Source organism: Synechocystis sp. FACHB-383 (genome assembly GCF_014698605.1).
Taxonomy (GTDB): domain Bacteria; phylum Cyanobacteriota; class Cyanobacteriia; order Cyanobacteriales; family Microcystaceae; genus Synechocystis; species Synechocystis salina.
In genome coordinates this window covers 61,225-80,321 of the sequence record NZ_JACJTJ010000040.1, presented here as the reverse complement: position 1 = coordinate 80,321, position 19,097 = coordinate 61,225, and the positions used below count along the sequence as shown (strand labels likewise).

The 19,097-nt window shown below is 50.3% G+C and carries 18 protein-coding genes, 1 tRNA gene and 1 pseudogene; 9 read left to right on the top strand and 11 right to left on the bottom strand.

The window, feature by feature from the left end; translation table 11 throughout:
* Positions 1 to 67 precede the first annotated feature (67 nt).
* From H6G45_RS11395 to H6G45_RS11365, 7 genes are all read right to left on the bottom strand, one after another.
* Entirely contained in the window at positions 68 to 556 is a 489-nt protein-coding gene (locus H6G45_RS11395; RefSeq protein ID WP_190598554.1) for a thioredoxin family protein, read from the bottom strand.
* A 93-nt stretch (positions 557 to 649) separates the two neighbouring features.
* Positions 650 to 1,450: a phosphate ABC transporter ATP-binding protein PstB gene (gene pstB, locus H6G45_RS11390; protein ID WP_190598553.1), complete on the bottom strand. Its 801-nt coding sequence runs from the start codon at positions 1,448 to 1,450 to the stop codon at positions 650 to 652.
* Between the two features lie 152 nt (positions 1,451 to 1,602).
* The gene (gene pstB, locus H6G45_RS11385; protein WP_190598552.1) at positions 1,603 to 2,412 is read right to left on the bottom strand and encodes a phosphate ABC transporter ATP-binding protein PstB; all 810 of its coding nucleotides are present in this window, start codon (positions 2,410 to 2,412) and stop codon (positions 1,603 to 1,605) included.
* A gap of 25 nt (positions 2,413 to 2,437) precedes the next feature.
* On the bottom strand, positions 2,438 to 3,301 hold the full coding sequence (gene pstA, locus H6G45_RS11380; RefSeq protein ID WP_190598551.1) for a phosphate ABC transporter permease PstA: 864 nt from the start codon (positions 3,299 to 3,301) through the stop codon (positions 2,438 to 2,440).
* A 70-nt stretch (positions 3,302 to 3,371) separates the two neighbouring features.
* Positions 3,372 to 4,325 (bottom strand): phosphate ABC transporter permease subunit PstC, encoded by a 954-nt coding sequence (pstC, locus tag H6G45_RS11375; RefSeq protein ID WP_190598550.1) that lies wholly within the window; start codon positions 4,323 to 4,325, stop codon positions 3,372 to 3,374.
* A gap of 89 nt (positions 4,326 to 4,414) precedes the next feature.
* Positions 4,415 to 5,554, bottom strand: a complete 1,140-nt coding sequence (gene pstS, locus H6G45_RS11370; protein WP_190598549.1) for a phosphate ABC transporter substrate-binding protein PstS — start codon at positions 5,552 to 5,554, stop codon at positions 4,415 to 4,417.
* Between the two features lie 162 nt (positions 5,555 to 5,716).
* On the bottom strand, positions 5,717 to 6,727 hold the full coding sequence (locus H6G45_RS11365) for a PstS family phosphate ABC transporter substrate-binding protein (RefSeq protein ID WP_190598548.1): 1,011 nt from the start codon (positions 6,725 to 6,727) through the stop codon (positions 5,717 to 5,719).
* 228 nt (positions 6,728 to 6,955) lie between these two features.
* Between H6G45_RS11365 and H6G45_RS11360 the strand changes: the two genes are divergently transcribed.
* The 3 genes from H6G45_RS11360 to rpsN all read left to right on the top strand — a co-directional run bounded on the left by H6G45_RS11360 (position 6,956) and on the right by rpsN (position 8,575).
* Entirely contained in the window at positions 6,956 to 8,047 is a 1,092-nt protein-coding gene (locus tag H6G45_RS11360) for a pentapeptide repeat-containing protein (RefSeq protein WP_242018143.1), read from the top strand.
* A gap of 54 nt (positions 8,048 to 8,101) precedes the next feature.
* A tRNA-Arg gene (locus tag H6G45_RS11355) sits at positions 8,102 to 8,174 on the top strand.
* Between the two features lie 98 nt (positions 8,175 to 8,272).
* A complete protein-coding gene (rpsN, locus tag H6G45_RS11350; protein WP_190598547.1) occupies positions 8,273 to 8,575 on the top strand; it encodes a 30S ribosomal protein S14 in 303 nt (100 codons plus the stop codon).
* A 398-nt stretch (positions 8,576 to 8,973) separates the two neighbouring features.
* Here rpsN and H6G45_RS11345 read toward each other — a convergent pair whose 3' ends face one another.
* Positions 8,974 to 9,777 carry a PspA/IM30 family protein gene (locus H6G45_RS11345; RefSeq protein ID WP_190598546.1) on the bottom strand — a complete coding sequence of 268 codons (804 nt, stop codon included), beginning with the start codon at positions 9,775 to 9,777 and terminating at the stop codon, positions 8,974 to 8,976.
* Between the two features lie 225 nt (positions 9,778 to 10,002).
* On the opposite strand from H6G45_RS11345, the gene H6G45_RS11340 reads away from it, so the two are divergent.
* Both H6G45_RS11340 and H6G45_RS11335 read left to right on the top strand, forming a co-directional pair.
* On the top strand, positions 10,003 to 10,224 hold the full coding sequence (locus H6G45_RS11340; protein WP_190598545.1) for a hypothetical protein: 222 nt from the start codon (positions 10,003 to 10,005) through the stop codon (positions 10,222 to 10,224).
* Positions 10,225 to 10,324: 100 nt separating this feature from the next.
* Positions 10,325 to 10,984 (top strand): MBL fold metallo-hydrolase, encoded by a 660-nt coding sequence (locus H6G45_RS11335; protein ID WP_190598544.1) that lies wholly within the window; start codon positions 10,325 to 10,327, stop codon positions 10,982 to 10,984.
* 93 nt (positions 10,985 to 11,077) lie between these two features.
* Here the strand turns inward: H6G45_RS11335 and secA are convergent, their stop codons facing one another.
* The 3 genes from secA to ruvB all read right to left on the bottom strand — a co-directional run bounded on the left by secA (position 11,078) and on the right by ruvB (position 15,550).
* Positions 11,078 to 13,876 carry a preprotein translocase subunit SecA gene (gene secA, locus H6G45_RS11330; RefSeq protein WP_190598543.1) on the bottom strand — a complete coding sequence of 933 codons (2,799 nt, stop codon included), beginning with the start codon at positions 13,874 to 13,876 and terminating at the stop codon, positions 11,078 to 11,080.
* 162 nt (positions 13,877 to 14,038) lie between these two features.
* Positions 14,039 to 14,437 (bottom strand): DUF4253 domain-containing protein, encoded by a 399-nt coding sequence (locus H6G45_RS11325; protein WP_190598542.1) that lies wholly within the window; start codon positions 14,435 to 14,437, stop codon positions 14,039 to 14,041.
* 36 nt (positions 14,438 to 14,473) lie between these two features.
* On the bottom strand, positions 14,474 to 15,550 hold the full coding sequence (ruvB, locus tag H6G45_RS11320) for a Holliday junction branch migration DNA helicase RuvB (protein WP_190598541.1): 1,077 nt from the start codon (positions 15,548 to 15,550) through the stop codon (positions 14,474 to 14,476).
* Between ruvB and H6G45_RS19855 the strand changes: the two genes are divergently transcribed.
* The 4 genes and pseudogenes from H6G45_RS19855 to H6G45_RS11310 all read left to right on the top strand — a co-directional run bounded on the left by H6G45_RS19855 (position 15,524) and on the right by H6G45_RS11310 (position 19,074).
* Complete coding sequence (locus H6G45_RS19855; RefSeq protein ID WP_277922720.1) at positions 15,524 to 15,655, top strand: hypothetical protein; 132 nt, start codon at positions 15,524 to 15,526, stop codon at positions 15,653 to 15,655. The genes ruvB and H6G45_RS19855 overlap by 27 nt on opposite strands.
* Before the next feature lie 80 nt (positions 15,656 to 15,735).
* A pseudogene (gene thiO / locus H6G45_RS19565) lies at positions 15,736 to 16,761 on the top strand (glycine oxidase ThiO); the annotation flags it as partial.
* A gap of 126 nt (positions 16,762 to 16,887) precedes the next feature.
* On the top strand, positions 16,888 to 17,709 hold the full coding sequence (locus tag H6G45_RS19560; RefSeq protein WP_347338263.1) for a thiazole synthase: 822 nt from the start codon (positions 16,888 to 16,890) through the stop codon (positions 17,707 to 17,709).
* A gap of 168 nt (positions 17,710 to 17,877) precedes the next feature.
* Positions 17,878 to 19,074 (top strand): Coenzyme F420 hydrogenase/dehydrogenase, beta subunit C-terminal domain, encoded by a 1,197-nt coding sequence (locus H6G45_RS11310; protein WP_190598539.1) that lies wholly within the window; start codon positions 17,878 to 17,880, stop codon positions 19,072 to 19,074.
* The last annotated feature ends 23 nt before the right edge of the window (positions 19,075 to 19,097 follow it).

The window sequence follows — 19,097 nt, the reverse complement described above, 5'->3', positions numbered from 1 at the left end:
TCGGAAAACGGGTAAAGTTACACCAAAAGAAAGGAGGGCATTTAAAGATTAACGCCCTCGGCATCGACTATTTTTTTGCCATTCTGGAGATTGCCCCATCAATTACCTTGGTGTAGTCCGAGGCATTGGCATTTTTACGAAATTGTTGAATAACCATGCCGGTGGCGGGATCGATGATGGCGACGGTGGCGGTTTGGGTCTTATTGGCATCAAAGAAAGTCGTGAGCCCCAACTGCTTGGCTTTGGTTTCGGCCATTTTTGTCGTGTTTTTGTCCGAGACATCCAGTACCACAAAATTCACTTTTCCCTGGTACTGCTTCTTCAATTGGCTAAGGGTAGGGGCAATGGTCTGACAACCGGGGCACCAAGTGGCATAGATATCCACCACCACTGGTTTGCCTTGGAGGGAAGGAGCTAGGGGTTTGGGGGCCTGGGTCTGCATCATTTGGGCAACGCTGACCTGGGGAGAGGAAAGGCTCACCGAAGCCATACCAAGGGCACCACCAAGGAAGGCGATCGCCAAAGTAGAAGTTAAAAAGGATGGGGCAGTTTGCACAGAAAGTTCCTCAATGTAAGGTTCACTTTCTATACACGTCTGACCCGGCTTTTGGATTTAATTTAATTTCAGAATTTCACCAACTAGATTTAATTAACCGAAACGACCACTGACATAATCCCGTGTGGACTCCTGCATCGGATTTTGAAAAATTTCTTCCGTGGGGCCATACTCCACTAGGCTGCCGACCTTAGCACCCCTGTCCACTGATTCCACATTGAAAAAGGCAGTATAGTCCGAAACTCGGGAAGCCTGTTGCATATTGTGGGTCACAATCACAATGGTGAATTGCTCTTTTAGCTCGTGCATTAAGCCTTCTATTTTCAGTGTGGAAATGGGGTCGAGGGCAGAACAGGGTTCATCCATTAAAATTACTTCCGGCTGAACGGCGATCGCCCGGGCAATGCAGAGGCGTTGTTGTTGCCCACCAGAAAGGGAAAAGCCACTGGCCTTTAATTTATCCTTCACCTCGTCCCAGAGGGCCGCCCGTCGCAGGGAAGTTTCCACCAGTTCGTCCATGTCCCCTTGAAAATTGTTGAGCCTTGCTCCCCAAGCAATGTTTTCGTAAATGGATTTGGGAAAAGGATTGGCCTTTTGGAACACCATGCCAATGGAACAACGCAAACCCACCGGGTCCACTGTGGGGGCATAAATATCCGCACCATGGTAAGTAATGTGCCCCTCCACCCTGGCGATCGCCACTAGGTCATTCATGCGGTTGAAACAACGGAGCATGGTGCTCTTGCCGCAACCGGAGGGGCCAATGAAGGCCACTACTCGCCTTTCGGGAATGGCAATATTACAGTTTTTGACTGCCAGGTGGGAGCCATAGTAAACGTTAACACCTTGGGCTTCTAGCACCCCCTTGGTGGCCACGCCATTGGAAACTACCATAACTAATGTCCTCTTTAAGATTTAAAAATAATTGGTTGCTAATAATGGAGAGGTTTGGGCAGTTCTAGAGCCCCAAGCTTTTAAAGTTTGACTGAGTGAAGCGCCCAACTTGCGATGGAGGTAAAATCTACCAATAAAGGGGAGCAAACAATTTAACCAAAGCGACCACTAACATAATCCTTGGTCTCCTGCTCTTGGGGATCGCCAAATACTTTCCCCGTTTGGTCAAATTCCACTAGGTAGCCCACTTTGTTACCTTTTTCCGTGGCTTCAGCATTGTAAAAAGCAGTATAGTCCGCCACCCTGGTGGCCTGTTGCATGTTGTGGGTAACGATGATGATGGTGTAGTTCTGCTTCAGCTCATTCATCAACTCTTCCACTTTTAGGGTGGAAATGGGGTCGAGGGCAGAACAGGGTTCATCCATTAGCAGCACTTCCGGTTGCATGGCGATCGCCCGGGCAATGCAGAGTCGCTGTTGTTGTCCACCGGAAAGGGAAAAGCCACTAGCTTTTAATTTATCCTTCACCTCATCCCAGAGGGCCGCCCGCCGGAGGGAGTCTTCGGCCAATTGTTCTAAATTGCCTTTGTAGCCATTCACCCTAGCGCCATAAACCACGTTGTCAAAAATAGTTTTGGGAAAAGGGTTGGGCTTTTGGAACACCATGCCAATGTTCTTGCGCACCGCCGTGACGTCAATGTCAGGGGCATAGAGGTCTTGGTTGTGGTAGCAAACCTTGCCCTCTAAACGGAAACTTTCAATCAGGTCATTGAGACGATTAAAGCAACGCAGAATGGTACTTTTACCGCATCCAGAGGGGCCAATGAAAGCAGTAATTTTATTTTTGGGAATGGTCATAGAAACATTCCGCACCGCCCGGTGGCTACCGTAATAAATGTCGAGATTCTGGGCAGTAAAGACGGGGATAATTTCAGTTACTGGTTGTGCCGGGGATTCATTCATGGTGGATTCCTAATTTAATCAGTGTCTAATAAGCCTTCTTCCGAGTAAAGAACCGCGCTGTGATGTTGGTAATCAGCACCAAAAATACCAGTAATAATGAAGCCGCCCAGGCCAGCTCCTGCTGAGATTTGTAGGGCACTGAGGCAAAGTTATAAACCAATACAGCGAGGGTAGCGATGGGTTCTTTCAGTCCCCGGGGCCAGAAATTTGAATATAGGGCAGTGAAAATTAACGGCGCTGTTTCTCCGGCCGCCCTGGCGATCGCCAACGTTACCCCGGTAATGATGGAGGAGAGGGCCGCAGGCAAAACCACAAACAAAACCGTTTGATAGCGGTAGGCTCCCACCCCTAGGGCCGCCCAACGAATTTCCTGGGGCACAATTTGCAACGCCTCGTCCGTGGTACGGATAATGGTGGGTAACATCAACACCGCTAGGGCTACTCCCCCGGCAATAGCGGAAAAACCAAATAAACCGGAAGCTACCAGAGCACCGTAGGCAAATACCCCCGCAATAATGGAGGGAATACCGCTCAACAGGTTAGTGGCAAAACGCACCGCCCTGGCAATTTGGTTATCACCACTGAATTCCGAAAGGTAGACAGCACTCAACACCCCAATGGGCACGGAAATTACCGTGGCGATCGCCACCACTATGAAGGTCCCGATGATGGCATTGCCCACCCCGCCACCGCTTAAACCAGGGGCCGGCGGCAGTTTCACAAAGAGGTTTAAGTTGATGCTACGGAAACCCTGGATAGCGACAAAAATCAACACCGCGAACAGGGGAATAACGGTGGCCAATAGACAAGCCCCCGATATGGCGGTCATGGAGTTACCAAAGAGGGTTCTCAGGTCAGACTTTTTCTTTTTGAGATTAACGGCGGTCATGGATTTGGGCGGCCAGGGCCGAAGGGAATAATCAAAACGGAATACTAAGCAAAAATAATTTCAGGTAAAACTAATACTTGGCCTTAACCTTGTTAACAATCAGTTCGGCCAAAACATTGACAATGAAAGTCAGAACAATAAGTACAAAACCCGCATACATCAACGCAGAAACCTGCATGCCTGAAGCCTCGGCAAACTGGTTGGCCAACAAGGAAGCAATGGTATTCGCCGGGTTCAACAACGACCAACTGAGGCGATTGGAGTTACCAATGATCATGGTCACCGCCATGGTCTCCCCCATGGCCCGCCCTAGGGCCAACATGATACCCCCCACAATGCCGGAGAACGCCGCCGGGATTAGCACCCGAAAAATAGTTTCCCAACGGGTGGCCCCCAGTCCCAGGGAAGCCTGTCGCAATTCCGGTGGCAATGAAGCCAAAGAATCCCTGGCGATCGCCGTAATAATAGGCAAAATCATAATGGCCAGCACAATACTAGCGGGTAACATACCGGGACCAGCGGGCTTGGTGCTAAATAAAGGAATCCAACCAAAATATTCGTTCAACCACATTCCCACCGGCTTAATCAGGGGGATAATGACGAAAATGCCCCATAACCCATAGACCACACTGGGAATGGCCGCTAGCAACTCCACCATAAATGTCAGAACAGTGCGGATCTTTGCGGGAATAAAATCCTCACTTAAAAACAGTGCTGTCCCTATGCCGAGGGGAATGGCCAGCAGTAAAGCCAAGCTGGAGTTGACCAAAGTACCCACCATAATGGCAAGGATTCCATACTGGCTGGTGACCGGGTTCCAAGTGTTATTGGTGACAAAGCCGAGGCCGAAAGTTTTAACCGCTGGCAACGATTGGGAAAAAATTAGTAAGGCGATCGCCACCAAAATGAGACCAATGCTAACGGCAAAGGCTAAAGTGAGATACTTAAATGCCTTCTCCAAATTCTTCTCAAGATTGGAGCGGGAAGCCAGGGGCTTGGTCCGGGAATAGGGCGCGGTGGTCATGGAAAAATGGGGAAATGGGAAAGGCAAATGGGAAGGAAGATCAGCATTAACAATGGCGATCGCCTCCCCACCCAGCATTTGAGATCAAATTACTTGAGGGTAATGGTGTAATCCGGGGAAATTTTATCGGCGGCGGCGGCCACTTTTTCCCGTACATTTTGGGGCAGGGGTACATAGCCCAAAGCAGGGGCCATGGTTTGACCTTCATTCAAGCCAAACTCCACCATTGCCTCTATGCCCTTGGCCTTTTCCGCATCAGCGTACTGGGGATAAAGCAACATCCAACTGTAGGTCACAATGGGATAGGACTCAGCCCCAGCGGGGTTAGTGATAAATTCCCGCAGGTTTTCTGGTAATTCCACCGCCGCTAAGGTCGCCGAAGCATTCGCATCGGTGGGCACCACAAACTGTCCATCCTTGTTCTGCAAGCTAGCCATGGTCAGGTTATTGTTGCTGGCATAGCCATACTCAATGTAGCCAATGGCTCCTTCATTTTGCTGAATGGCAGCGGTCACCCCTTCATTGCCTTTACCACCAATGAACTTACCTTTACTGGTGGGCCACTCTACGGTTTTACCTTCGCCGATGGTCTCTTTAAATTCGGGGCTCATGGCGGCCAAGTTCATGGTGAAAACCGCCGTTGTACCGCTACCATCGGAACGATGCACCACCGTAATCGGGCGATCGGGCAAGGTTACATCGGGGTTATCGGCCACCAGTTTGGGGTCATTCCAGGTGGTGATATTGCCTAACATAATGGCCGCGAGGTTTTCTTGGGATAACTTCAGCCCTTCAACTCCAGGTAGATTGTAAGCCATCACAATACTACCGGCGGTCATGGGTAACATAATCACTTCACCATTGATCTTGGCGATTTCTTCATCATCCATGGCCACGTCACTGGCACCAAAATCCACGGTTTTAGTCATAAACTGCTCTACCCCGGCGCCACTACCCACGGATTGATAGTTGACCTCCAGATTGGGGACGGCCTGGTTCAGGGCCACAAACCAACCTTGGTAGAGGGGAGCGGGAAAACTAGCACCGGCACCGGTCAAGGAAACTTTATTGGCAAAAGCATCGGCGGCAGTAGACTCGCCACCACTGGTTTGGGCTGTGTCACCACCACCACCGCCACCACAGGCCGCCAGACCAACAGTCAGTGCCAGGACAGAAGCTGTGGGCACTAAATGCTTGGACAACTTTTTAATTTGCTTGAAAGTAGTCATTGATGTGTTCTCGACGCGGATTTGTATAATCTGGCTAAACAGTTGCTCATGATACAGTCATTAAGCCAGACCATGGTAAAGGCAAGGTTAAGGTCTATAGAATTCGGATTTTTTGTTTGGAATTCCTCATACTTGCCCCCTGATAGTCCCGTCACTTGCTTATCACTCAAAGGAGGCTTGTTTCTTCAACAACTCCCCAATTGTGAGATCCATTACACTTTTGCCATCAAAGACTGTGCCTACTTCTCCTTTGTTGAAGCTAATTTTGCCTAGGTTATAGGCTTCCTCCGGCAAGGGAATGTAACCAACCTTGGTAGCGGTGGCAGGGGCATTGGCCAGATAAAAATCCACAAATTCTCGCAGGGCAGGATTTTCCTGGGCTTTGGTCGCGTTGACGTAAATAAATAGGGGACGGGATAGGGGCTGATACTCAGATTTTTCCACCGTTTCCCGGGAGGGCAGAATCGGGCCTTTGCCCGCATCCACTGCGATCGCCTTCAACTCATTGGTGTGGGCTTCGTAGTAGGCAAAACCAAAGTAGCCTAGGGAATAAAGGTCTTGGACAACGCCCTGCACCAAAATTTCATCGTCTTCACTTTTTAAGCTATCAAGACGACTAGTTCCAGCTTGACCGACGATCGCCTCGGTGAAGTAGTCAAAGGTACCAGAATCCTCACCAGGGGAATAAAGATTAATGGGCTGGTCAGGAAATTCAGGCCGGACCTGGTTCCAGCGGGTCAGAGTCTTCTCGGCGGCGGGTTCCCAAATGCGCTTCAGTTCTTCGACGGTCAAACTTTTGAGCCAATCATTTTTCGGATTACTAACTACGGTGATGGCATCGAAAGCAATGGGCAATTCCACATACCTCACTTGATTGTCATTACATAATTTCATCTCTTCCCTATTAATGGGACGAGAAGCGTTAGTGATGTCTGTTTTCCCTTCGCAAAAAGACCTAAAACCGCCCCCCGTACCGGAAAATTCCACTGTTATTGCCACTGCATTCTGCCCTGCAGAGTACTCTTTGGCGATCGCCTCAGTAATGGGATAAACCGTACTAGAACCATCAATGGCGATCGGTTGGCTCGTCTGGGATGGTGTACAGGCAGAAATTCCCAGCAAGAGCAAAGCCACAGGGACAATGCCCCGGCTCAATCGACGTAAATCAAGCATTCTTACTTCTCCGCCCCCAGGGTGGTCGATTTTGATTAGCCGTTGACGGTGGCGTTAGGGCATCCATCAACATTTTTTTATATTAAGGTTGCCTAGTGTGGTTGCAGGTTAAGCCTTAGTAAAGGTTTGGTTAAAGATTAAGCCGTTCAGTGTTTGCCCTAGCGTCCGTCCAGGGGACTTTTTGCCCCGATTAACCTAGACTTGAGAAAAAAGCTGATTTCTGTGACTATGGCGACCTTTTCCCCCCGCGAAATTTCCAACCCCCATGCTACGGCGATGGCCTTAGGGGCGGATTTCCATTGGCATCCCCAGGGGGAGAAGGGACATCTGGCTTTGACTTTAACTCCCCAACCCAATGGCCAATGGTTATCACTGTTGGGAGGGAAACTACGTTTTTGGCTGCGGGGCGTCGGTTTAACGGTCCAGACCGAAGGTGCAACCATCGACCATGGGCAAAACTTCTTCAATTCTGAGGAGATAATTTTTACCTCGGAGAGTGTTGCTCCCCAAACCGTCAATACTGAAATTGCCCTAACTGAACCATGGGGCCGACTGCAAGCGGCAGTCAAAGCGAATGCTCAGCAAGTGGCGATCGCCGAAACCCAAGGTCTTTGGCCACCGGATTTGAGTCCGAATCAGTTGGCCATTGCCGATCGCCTATTGGCGAAATTTTTGGCGGAAACTTACCTAGGTCCGGCCCTTTGTTGGGGTCAATGGCTCTTGGCCAAGTCAGCTGATGCTGATCCTCAAATTACCTGGCAACCTCTGTACGATATCGAAAATAATCAAACCCTAACCGAAGCAAACACCAGTAACCTTGGCGATCGCCTGCAATCAGTAATTGATTCTTCCCATTTGGACTGCCTTGCTCTGGCAAAATTGGTCGGTTTGGACCCGCAACGGGACTTGGCCGGCGGCAAATTCGTGGGGGCTAACCTCAACGGCATTGACCTTAGTAACAGTCTACTGATGGACAGCAATTTCCGGGGAGCCATTCTTACAGATAGCGACCTGAGCAATGCCGATCTCCGCCGCACTAACTTTCGAGGGGCAGACCTGAGTGGAGCCTACCTGGAAGGAGCAAACCTTCATCAGGGGGACTTCCGCAAGAGTAGTTTAGCCGTGGCAAATTTAATCGGCACAGACCTAAGGAGAGCGGATTTACGGGGAGCTACTCTCCAAAACGTCAATTTCAGCGGGGCAAGGGTAGAAAACTTGCATTTTGGCGACAATCCAGGGCTCACCGCCAGTCAACAAGCCTGGTTGTTGGAAAATGGGGCCCAGTTAGCTTCCGAATCGGTGCAGGAAATGTTACGCTGATAGCTGGTCTGGTTTATTTCCCTAAGGGGAGGAGATCAGCAAGTTATTTATTGTGGACACGTAGCTCAGTGGATAGAGCATCAGGTTCCGGTCCTGAGGGTCGGGGGTTCGAATCCCTCCGTGTTCGTCTAATTTCATCAACCTTTTTCGCTCTTTTTGTCCCCAAGCTGTGTGATACAATGGGGACTGCTCAATTTTAGACTAAAGAAATAAAGTTAAACCCCGATGGCAAAAAAATCCATGATCGAGCGGGATAAGCGTCGTAGCCGCTTGGTAGCAAAGTATGCTGCTAAACGGGAAGCGCTCAAAGAAGAATTCCGTCAAGCTGAAACCCTAGAAGACAAATTAGCTGTCCACCAAAAATTGCAGGATTTACCCCGCAATAGCGCCCCCAATCGTCGTCGCAACCGTTGTAAAGTCACAGGTCGTCCCCGTTCTTACTACCGGGATTTTGGCCTCTGCCGCAATGTGCTGCGGGAATGGGCCCACCAAGGCCTTCTCCCCGGTGTGACCAAATCTAGCTGGTAGTTTTCTGAATATGGCCAGCAGAATTGTTTGAGCTAATCCGCATTTTTATAACTTATGGGGATTAGCTCTGGCCTGTCTAACCGCAGTAACTAGAGTTGCTGCTTTAAATTTTGATTATCAATCTTGCAATTCCCCCCAATGTCAACTTTGTGGGGATTTTTTGCTTTTGTCGCCAACTTGTATTGACCAGTAAAGCCTAATCAATTTCAGTTAATCTCCCTAGGAATTGTAGGGAAGCATCTCAAAGGCGATCGCCTTTGGGCGTCAATCGACCACTATTTTGCTGGGGATTGAAATGGAAGAAACTGGACGATTTACCAATGAGGTTTTCGCCCAGTTAAGTTTTCCTTTGCTCAAACTGTAATGACACGGAGGTGGGAATGGGCCCAATGCCTGACCTACAGATCGTTTAATCGACGCCGTAGATCGTCCAATTCCTGGTCAATCACCGCATCATCTTGGCCTGCATTATTGGCCGGCACAGAAGAATCAACCGGGGATGCTTCAAGTTGGGGCGTAGCGGCGGAAGTTCCAGGTAATGCACCACCTGACATGGAAGCTTTCAGGGCCGCCAACTCATCTTCTACCCCACTGCTAGCTTCTAACTGGGCAAATTGATTTTCGATGCCGAAGCCGGCCAACTCTCCCGCGGCTTGGGAGGTGGCTTCCATATCCAATACCTTGTTTTCCATTCGTTCAAAGGCACCGGTGGCACTGCTGGTACCTATACCTCCCAGGGTTTGCTGTAGTTCAGCATTGGCCTTGGCCGCCTTAGCCCTGGCTTGTAGCATATTTTTCTTGGTTTTTGCTTCGGAAATTTTTGCTTCTAGGGCCGCCAAATTGCGCCGCAAATTTTCCGACATGGTCTTTTGTTGAGCCAGCTGGGTTTGGTATGCCGCCGCCGTATCCGTCAGACTTTTCTTGCGGGCCAGAGCTTCCCTGGCCAGATTCTCTTCCCCATTAGTCAGGGCTAATTTTGCCCGGTCTTCCCATTTTTTTGCTTCCTGGGTGTCCTGATTAAGACGTTGCTCGGTTCGTTTTTCCTCGGCGATCGTGCGAGCAACGGCCTGGCGGAGTTGCACCAGGTCTTCTTGCATATCAATTACGGCCTGTTCCAGCACTTTTTCTGGATCTTCAGCTTTACTGACGAGGTCGTTGAGGTTAGCCCGGACGACGCGGCCTAGACGGTCAAATAATCCCATGTCTTACTTATCCTCTCAAAATCGCTGGGGGTTAACGAATGGGGGTCTGTACAGAAGTCCGCATAAGGGGGACTAAGGAGTTGGCCCTATGTTGATCCAGTTTAAACCAAGCCCGCAGACACTAGACAGCCTTGGAGTCGGTTTTGTAGCTTTCGCCCTGGTGCCCTACCCTACAATGGAGACACAGATAGTCCAATCAATGTTTGATGGTGGAGGCATAGCGTTATGGCGAGTCTATTCAAAATTTTGCGCTCTCTTGCCATTCCGGCGGTGATTGCTGGTCTGGCGTTTATTAGCATCGGTGATATGTTCTTGCCCGATCCTTGGGCTAGCTACAGCAAAAACACCAGGGAACAAATTAATCAAAAATTATTAGGGGCGGCCCCTAAACCAAAAATCAAAAAGCCCAGTGAAATGAGGGAAAAACAACTTGAGCAATTAAAGTAGTTGGGCTTGAACTTAAACAGTACCCCTAATCTGTTGGCAAGATTTTGCTCTAGCCCCTAAATTCTTCCGTCATTATTCCCTACACGTAACCTATTTTTCCATGGCGATCGCCAAATTACCCCGTCAAATTCTGCCCAATCTGTACCGTTTTGCTCCCAACCGGGACACCCTAGGGGGCACTGCCTATTTATTAACCACGGGGGAAGGTAATGTGTTGATCGATTGTCCGGCTTGGCATCAAGACATTGAAGAGTGGTTGGAACAACAGGGCCCGGTACGCTGGCTATGCCTTACCCATCGGGATGGCCATGGTCCCAAAGTCAAAACAATTCAGGAGAAGTTGGGCTGTCAGGTGGTGGTGCAGGAACAGGAAGCTTACCTACTGCCAGGGGTAAAAGTTTGTCGATTTCGGGAAAAATTGGCGATCGCCCCATCTCTCACAGCCATCTGGACTCCCGGCTATTCCCCCGGTACGAGTTGCTATTACTGGGGAGAAAACGGCGGCATTCTATTCACTGGCCGTCATTTACTGCCGAATGGAGAGGGGCACTTGAGAGCACTACGGCAGACAAAAACGTTCCATTGGCCCCGCCAGCAAGCCAGCGTGGAAAAAATTTATCGCCATCTGGATGAAAACGGTCTACCCCTGAGAGCGGTTTGCCCAGGGGGTAATGTGGGCTATTTGCGGGGGGAAGACTGGTGCTTAAACCCAAGCAACGCACTGGAATCAATGCTCAGCGAATTTCAGGCAAAGGTCTGACGGAGCCGATAACTATCTACGTACCCAATCAAATCGGGGAAATAGCGTTTGTCTAGTTCCCCTCTCCCCGAAAAAACTGAGCAAGCATTGGGGTTAAACGGCTTGGGGTTGTTGCTGGGGTTGGAACTGGAAGAGAGAATAAACCACGTTACGGCGGATATCAATCATCATTTCCAGGAACATTTCATAACCCTCCTGTTTATATTCAATTAGGGGATCCTTTTGTCCATAACCCCTCAAACCAATGGACTCTCGCAGGGCCTCCATGGACTGGAGGTGTTCCCGCCAAAGATTATCAATCTGTTGCAGGATGAAATATCGCTCCGCTTCCCGCATTAAACCGGGACGCACTTTGTCCACCTGGTTCTCCTTGAGATCATAGGCTTTGCGGACTTCTTCATGGAAAAAGGTTTTCATTTCCCACACGGTCATATCTCCCAAGTCTTCCACCGTTAAGTCCTCGAGCAGATAGACAAATTGCTTAGCCTTATCGAGCATATTTTCCACGTCCCATTCCTCCGGTGGTAATTCCGGATTAACGTAGGCATCGACGATTTCATCCATGGTTTTTTCGGCATAGACCAATACCTGTTCCTTCAGGTCTAGTCCCTCCAATACCCGTCGCCGCTCTGCATAGATGGCCTTCCTCTGGTTATTCATCACTTCGTCATACTCAAACACCTGCTTACGGATGTCGTAGTAATAGGTTTCCACCTTTTTCTGGGCCCCCTCCAGAGAACCGGTGAGCATTTTCGATTCAATGGGCATATCCTCTTCCACCCGGAACATGTTCATCAGCCCCGCCACTCGATCGCCGCCAAAAATGCGCAAGAGGTTATCTTCCAAGCTCAGGAAAAAGCGAGTGGATCCGGGGTCCCCTTGGCGACCAGCCCGGCCCCGCAGTTGGTTATCTACTCGACGGGATTCGTGGCGCTCTGTACCAATAACGTGTAATCCCCCCAGCTCAACCACCTCTTTATGTTCCGCCGAAGTCAGTACCTCATACTCCCGGCGAATTTGGTTGTAAACTTCCCGCAGTTTGAGAATGACCAGATCATCGGTGGGCCCCTTCTCCGAGGCGATCGCCAATTTGTCTTCTGCTTCCAGTTCTGTTAGACTTTGCAGACCGTACTGGTCCACCGCAAACTTCACCGCTTTTTTGAGCAGATCTTCTGTTTCTTGGCTAATAGTAGTGGGATAAATATCTGGAGAAACCTGCCAGGTTTTGGCTTTTTTCTTGCCATTTTGGTTACCAAAGCCCTGGGGTTTTTCTCGACCGCTCACCCAACCTGTTACTCCAGCCCCCAACTCATCATCTTCGGGGCGGACAATTTTAGGCATCAAATATTCCCGCACTTTCAGGCGAGCCATGTAATCCGCATTACCCCCCAGAATAATATCTGTACCTCGACCAGCCATGTTGGTGGCAATGGTCACCGCCCCCTTTCTTCCTGCTTGGGCGACAATTTCCGATTCCCGTTCCACATTCTCTGGGCGAGCATTGAGCAGGTTGTGGTGAATGCCGCTGGCCTGTAACAGCCGGGAAATAACCTCCGACTTTTCCACACTGGTAGTCCCCACCAGGATGGGGCGACCCTGTTCATGTAATTCTTCGCACTCCAGGGCCACCGCTTTCCATTTTGCCTCCTCGTTTTTATAGACCACATCAGACCAATCCTGACGACTAGAAGGGCGATTTGTGGGGGTAATGGTCACCTGGAGGTTATAAACCTTTTCCAATTCCGTTTCTTCCGTTTTAGCTGTCCCCGTCATGCCAGAAAGTTTAGGGTAAAGCAGAAAGAAGTTTTGGTAAGTAATGGTAGCCAACGTCTGGCTTTCCTTTTGGATTTCCACCCGTTCCTTCGCTTCGATCGCCTGGTGTAGGCCATCACTCCAACGGCGACCCACCATAATCCGGCCGGTGAACTCATCCACAATCACCACTTCCCCGTTACGGACAATGTAGTTCACATCCTTAAGGAATAATTCCTTTGCTTTGATAGCGTTGAAAATATAGTGGGCCCAGGGATCGTTTTTATCAAATAGGTCGTTTGTTTTTAATAGCTGTTCTGCCTTTTCAAAACCTTCGTCATTCATCAAGACATTACGTTGTTTTTCGTCCACTTCGTAATGTTCTTCCGGAAGTAACTGAGCGGCAATTTCCGAGGCCTGCAGATACTTCTCCGTCGGCCGTTCCACTTGGCCAGAAATAATTAAGGGAGTACGGGCTTCATCAATTAAAATCGAGTCGACTTCGTCAATAATGCAAAAGTTAAAGGGGCGCTGTACCACTTCAATCATGGACGTGGACATATTGTCCCGCAGGTAATCAAACCCCAATTCACTGTTGGTGGTGTAGGTAATGTCACAACCGTAATTCTTTTTCCTTTCCTCCGGGTTCATACCGGATTGCACCAAACCCACCGTTAAGCCCAAAAAGCGATGGATTTGTCCCATCCATTCCGCGTCCCGCCGGGCTAGGTAGTCGTTCACCGTCACCACATGGACCCCTTTCCCCGTTAAACCATTCAAATAGGAAGGCAAGGTGGCCACCAGGGTTTTCCCTTCCCCGGTTTTCATTTCCGCAATTTGCCCTTTGTGGAGAATGATCCCCCCCAACAGTTGCACGTCAAAGTGACGCATGCCCAGTACCCGTTTCCCCGCTTCCCTAACAACAGCAAAGGCCTCCGGCAAAATTTCATCTAAAATTTCTTCTGTTTCCGCATCGCTGCGGGCTTTGTCCAACGCCTCCCGGAACTCGACAGTCTTATGCTTCAACTCGTCGTCGGACAGGTTTTCAATGTCCTCTTCATAGAGGTTGACCTCCGCCACGTAGGGCTGAAATTTTTTCAGTTTACGAGTATTAGGATCACCGAAGAGGGCTTTTAACATGGGACTTGGGGTAGGTAACCGAGGGGAAGTCGAGGGGAGAATTTTGGAGGCCGGGCGATCGCCGTTTTGTCAATGCTGATCAATAACGGAGACGGTGGTTCGAGAACCCATTGTAACATTCTGTATCGGTGTTATCAGAAAGGAGAAAATGGGGCATTAACTCTAATCCCACCAGAGGAAAACTGCCTGGTCTTGGCGCAGGGAATTTTGCAATATGGTCAAGGCAAAATCTGGATCATTCCAGTCCACCCCCGCCAATAGTACTCGGGTTTCCGGGGGAAGCTCCTGGCCTGCAGACATCATCATCGGGAAAGCATCGTCAATACAGCCAAATCCCTGGTCAATAACATCGGGGCAAAATTCATAGATTTCCCTGGCCAGCGCCGCCAAATCCGCCGGTAATTTCTTAAAGTGGACAATCAAACTGTCAAAAGCAACTTCAGTAATTTCAATGCCATATTGCCCATCCCATTGTTGCAGCTTAGCGATCAAGTCTTCTGTGGTGATGTCGTAGTTGATACCGTTGGTTTGTTGCTCAATAATTGCCGTTGGATCAAACATAAAATAAACGATTTTTTTGATTGCGACTAAACTTTTTTACCACGGCAGCAGGGGATTAGGGGGCGTTAACCCTAGGTGTTCGTAGGCAGCGGCGGTGGCAATGCGGCCTCGGCTAGTGCGGGCCAGGTAACCAATTTGGAGCAGATAAGGTTCATAGACTTCCTCAATGGTTTTGGCATCTTCCCCCGTGGCAGCAGCGATCGCCTCTAGGCCGGTAGGGCCGCCCTGGAATTGTTCAATTAAAGTTTGCAAAACCAGGCGGTCAGTCCAATCCAAACCCCGTTTATCCACTTGGTACAAATCTAGCGCCTCTGAAGCTAAGGTGGGGGTGATTTCCGGTTGTTGCTTTACCTGGGCATAATCCCGCACCCTTTTCAGTAAGCGATTGGCGATGCGGGGAGTTCCCCTGGCCCGCAGGGCGATCGCCTGGGCCCCGGCCGGAGAAATGGGTACAGCTAACAAACCGGCGGTGCGGAGAATAATTTGTTGCAACTCATCTAGCTCGTAAAATCTCAATCTTTGAATCAAGCCAAACCGATCTCGCAACGGCGAAGTTAAAGAACCAACTTTGGTGGTGGCCCCCACCAGGGTAAACCGGGCCAAATTTAAACTACGGACTTTGGCACTTTGCCCTTTGCCCATGGTGATGTCTAAACGAAAATCTTCCATGGCGGGGTAGAGTAATTCCTCCGTTAAGCGGTTTAAACGGTGAATTTCGTCGATAAATAAAATATCTCCCGGTTGCAATGCCAATAATATCCCTGTGATGTCCCGGGGTCGTTCCAGGGCTGGAGCCGCAGTAATTTTGCACCTTACCTGCATTTCCTCCGCCAAAATCAGAGCTAGGGTGGTTTTGCCCAACCCCGGTGGGCCGTATAGCAGTAGATGGTCGACCGCCTCTTGCCGACCTTGGGCCGCTTGAATAGCAATGCGTAACACTTCCTTAAGATCCCGTTGACCGATGTAATCGTTCAGGGTTTGGGGCCGTAGGGATGCCTCTGGGGGCTCAAAATTAGGGTTAGCATTTCGTTCCTGGGCCGTCACTTCCGGAGAAAGCAGATCGGATTTAACGTTGGGGGAAGAATTTTGGTTGCCGGAACGTTTGATGGCCATGGCGCAGGGGAATGCTCAGCTCTGGTCAGTACTCCCCTATCCTACATTGGCGATCGCCGTCGGGTTGCCAAGGCCAAGGGGAAAAAAGCCCCCAGCTTTCGATAATCCGCTAACCTGAAATTAGGTACTTCCCCCACCGATTTGCCCATGGCGTTCAAGCATTCAGGGGTTGATTTTTTAAGGTTATGCAAACAACCAGTGACGTTCTCATTATTGGCGGTGGCATCATCGGTTTGGCGATCGCCGTTGAACTGAAATTAAAACAGAGACAGTTACAGGTCACGGTGCTGAGTCGAGACTTTGCCCAGGCGGCTAGCCACGCGGCGGCGGGGATGTTGGCCCCCCACGCAGAACAAATTGCCCCAGGCCCCATGCTGGAATTGTGTTTAGCTTCCCGTTGGCGTTATGGAGAATGGGTGGAAAAGTTGGCACAATTAACGGGGATGGAAACGGGCTATAACCCCTGTGGCATTCTCTCCCCCGTATTTGAAGTGCCCCACGGCGATGCTCCCAGTATCAGCAGTAGTCCCTGGTTAGACGGGGAAACCATCCGCCACTATCAACCGGGACTGGGGGAAGATGTAGTTGGTGGTTGGTGGCATCCCGATGACGGTCAAGTAGATAATCGCAAACTGATCAGCGCCCTGCGGCAAGCCGCCCAATCCCTCGGGGTCCGCATCCAGGAAGGGGTCACCGTCCAGGCGATCGCCCAGCGCCATGGCCAAGTAACAGAATTATTGACAGATCAGGGGTCTTTTCAGGCAGATACCTATGTGTTGGCCAATGGCTCCTGGGCCAAGGAATTGCTACCCCTGCCGGTCTTTCCTGTTAAAGGTCAAATGATGGCCCTGCGAATGCCAGCGGGAAACCATCAACCCTATCCTCTGCAACGGGTGCTTTTTGGTCCCCAAACCTACCTGGTGCCCCGGCGGGACGGACGTTTAATTGTGGGGGCCACCTCTGAACGGGTGGACTGGGAGCCCCATAATACACCCCAGGGTATTCAGACCCTATTAAGTCGGGCTATCAGACTTTTCCCGGCCCTGGCCGATTGGGCCATTGAGGATTTTTGGTGGGGATTTCGCCCCGGCACCCCCGATGAACTACCTTTCTTGGGCTATGGCCCCTGTGATAATCTCGTTTTGGCGATCGGGCATTACCGCAATGGTATTTTGCTAGCTCCCATCACCGCCACCCTGATCAGCGATTTAATCCTCGACCGGAACTTTCCCCCCCTCATCAAAGCTTTTAGCCCTCAACGTTTTTCCCCCTTCAATCCCCCCGTACTGCCCTGCCGCCCTATGACTGCTGTGTTTCCCTCCGTTGCCAACCATTCTTTGCCCCATGCTGCCGAAAATTTGGCGGACAGTGAAGACCTTTTAGAAATTGCCGGCCGTAAATTCCACTCCCGTCTCATGACCGGCACTGGCAAATATCCTTCTTTGACCACTATGCAGGACAGTGTCGCCAGCAGTGGTTGCCAAATTGTGACAGTGGCGGTGCGCCGTGTACAAACCAATGCCCCAGGTCACGAAGGGCTAGCGGAAGCCATTGACTGGTCCACTATCTGGATGTTGCCCAACACCGCCGGTTGTCAGACTGCGGAGGAAGCCATTCGGGTCGCCCGGTTGGGGCGAGAAATGGCCAAACTGTTGGGGCAAGAAGATAATAATTTCATTAAACTGGAAGTTATTCCCGACACTCAATACCTCTTACCAGACCCCATTGGTACCCTAGAAGCGGCGGAACAGTTGGTTAAAGAAGGTTTTGCTGTGTTGCCTTACATTAACGCTGATCCCCTGTTAGCTAAACGTCTGGAGGAAGTGGGCTGTGCCACTGTGATGCCCCTCGGTTCCCCCATTGGTTCCGGACAGGGTATCCGTAACGCCGCCAACATTGCCATCATCATTGAAAACGCCAAAGTTCCCGTGGTGGTAGATGCGGGCATTGGCACCCCCAGTGAAGCGGCCCAGGCCATGGAAATGGGAGCCGATGCGGTGTTGATCAACAGTGCGATCGCCATGGCGGTCAATCCAGTGGCAATGGCCCAGGCCATGGGCATGGCTACCCAGGCGGGAAGACTAGCCTATTTGTCGGGCCGAATGCCGATCAAAAATCAAGCCAATGCCAGTTCTCCCCTAACTGGACTGGTGAGTTAGAAGATTTTGCCGATAAAGTCCTAAACTCTTAAGTTCCTTTCGGCCTAAAAAAACTCCTGTGAGAACTATGGCCAACTATTCCCATTGCCAATGGGTGGGCCCCAAGTTTTGCGCTACCGTGGAAAACAGTGACAATGCTAAAACTTTTTGCAAATTTCCAACTTTTCCATGACCGTTCCTGCCCCCCACCAGAAAGCCAAAGGTCTCAAACCCGGTAGTCCCCGTCCCGCCAAGGAACTCTGTAGTGATTGCGGTCTTTGCGACACCTACTATATCCACTACGTCAAAGAAGCTTGTGCTTTCATTAATCAACAATTTGACCACCTGGAGGAGCAGACCCACGGCCGCCATCGGGATTTAAGCAAAGAAGACGAGGTTTACTTCGGGGTGCATGAAAAAATGCTCACGGCCCGTAAACAAGAGCCCATTCCCGGAGCCCAATGGACTGGCATTGTTAGCACCATTGGCTGTGAGATGTTGAACAAAGGCCTGGTGGAAGGGGTGGTCTGTGTGCAAAATACCCCAGAGGATCGCTTTCAGCCCCAGGTGGTGATTGCGAGGACTCCGGCAGAAGTGCTAGCGGCAAAGGTGAATAAACCTACCCTTTCCCCCAATTTATCGGTGTTGGAGGAAGTGGAAAAGTCTGGTTTAAAGCGTTTATTAGTGATCGGGGTGGGTTGCCAAATCCAAGCTCTACGGGCAGTGGAAAAACAACTGGGCTTAGAAAAGCTCTATGTGTTGGGCACCCCCTGTGTGGATAATGTTTCCCGGGCGGGGCTACAGAAATTCTTGGAAACCACCAGCAAATCCCCCGATACGGTGGTGTATTACGAGTTTATGCAGGATTTTCGGGTGCATTTCAAGCATGAGGATGGTTCGACGGAATTGGTGCCCTTCTTTGGCTTAAAAACTAATCAATTAAAGGAGGTGTTTGCCCCTTCCTGCATGAGTTGTTTTGATTACGTTAACGGCTTAGCGGATCTTGTGGTCGGCTATATGGGCGCTCCCTTTGGTTGGCAATGGTTGGTGGTGCGCAATGAAACGGGGCAGGAAATGCTAGACCTAGTGCAGGACCAGTTAAACGTCGGCCAGGTGGACTCCAGCGGCGATCGCCATCAGGCAGTGCAACAGGGCATTACGGCCTATGATAAGGCGGTAACATTGCCCATGTGGGTGGCCAAAATAATGGGTTTGGTAATTGATAAAATTGGCCCCACCGGGTTAGAGTATGCTCGCTTTTCCATTGATTCCCACTTCACCCGCAACTATCTTTACGTTAAACGGAATCATCCGGAAAAGTTGGCCGACCATGTGCCCCCCTTCGCCCAAAAAATTGTTGAGCAGTATGAACTTCCCCAGCAATAAACCCCAATAAAATTCAAGAAAGA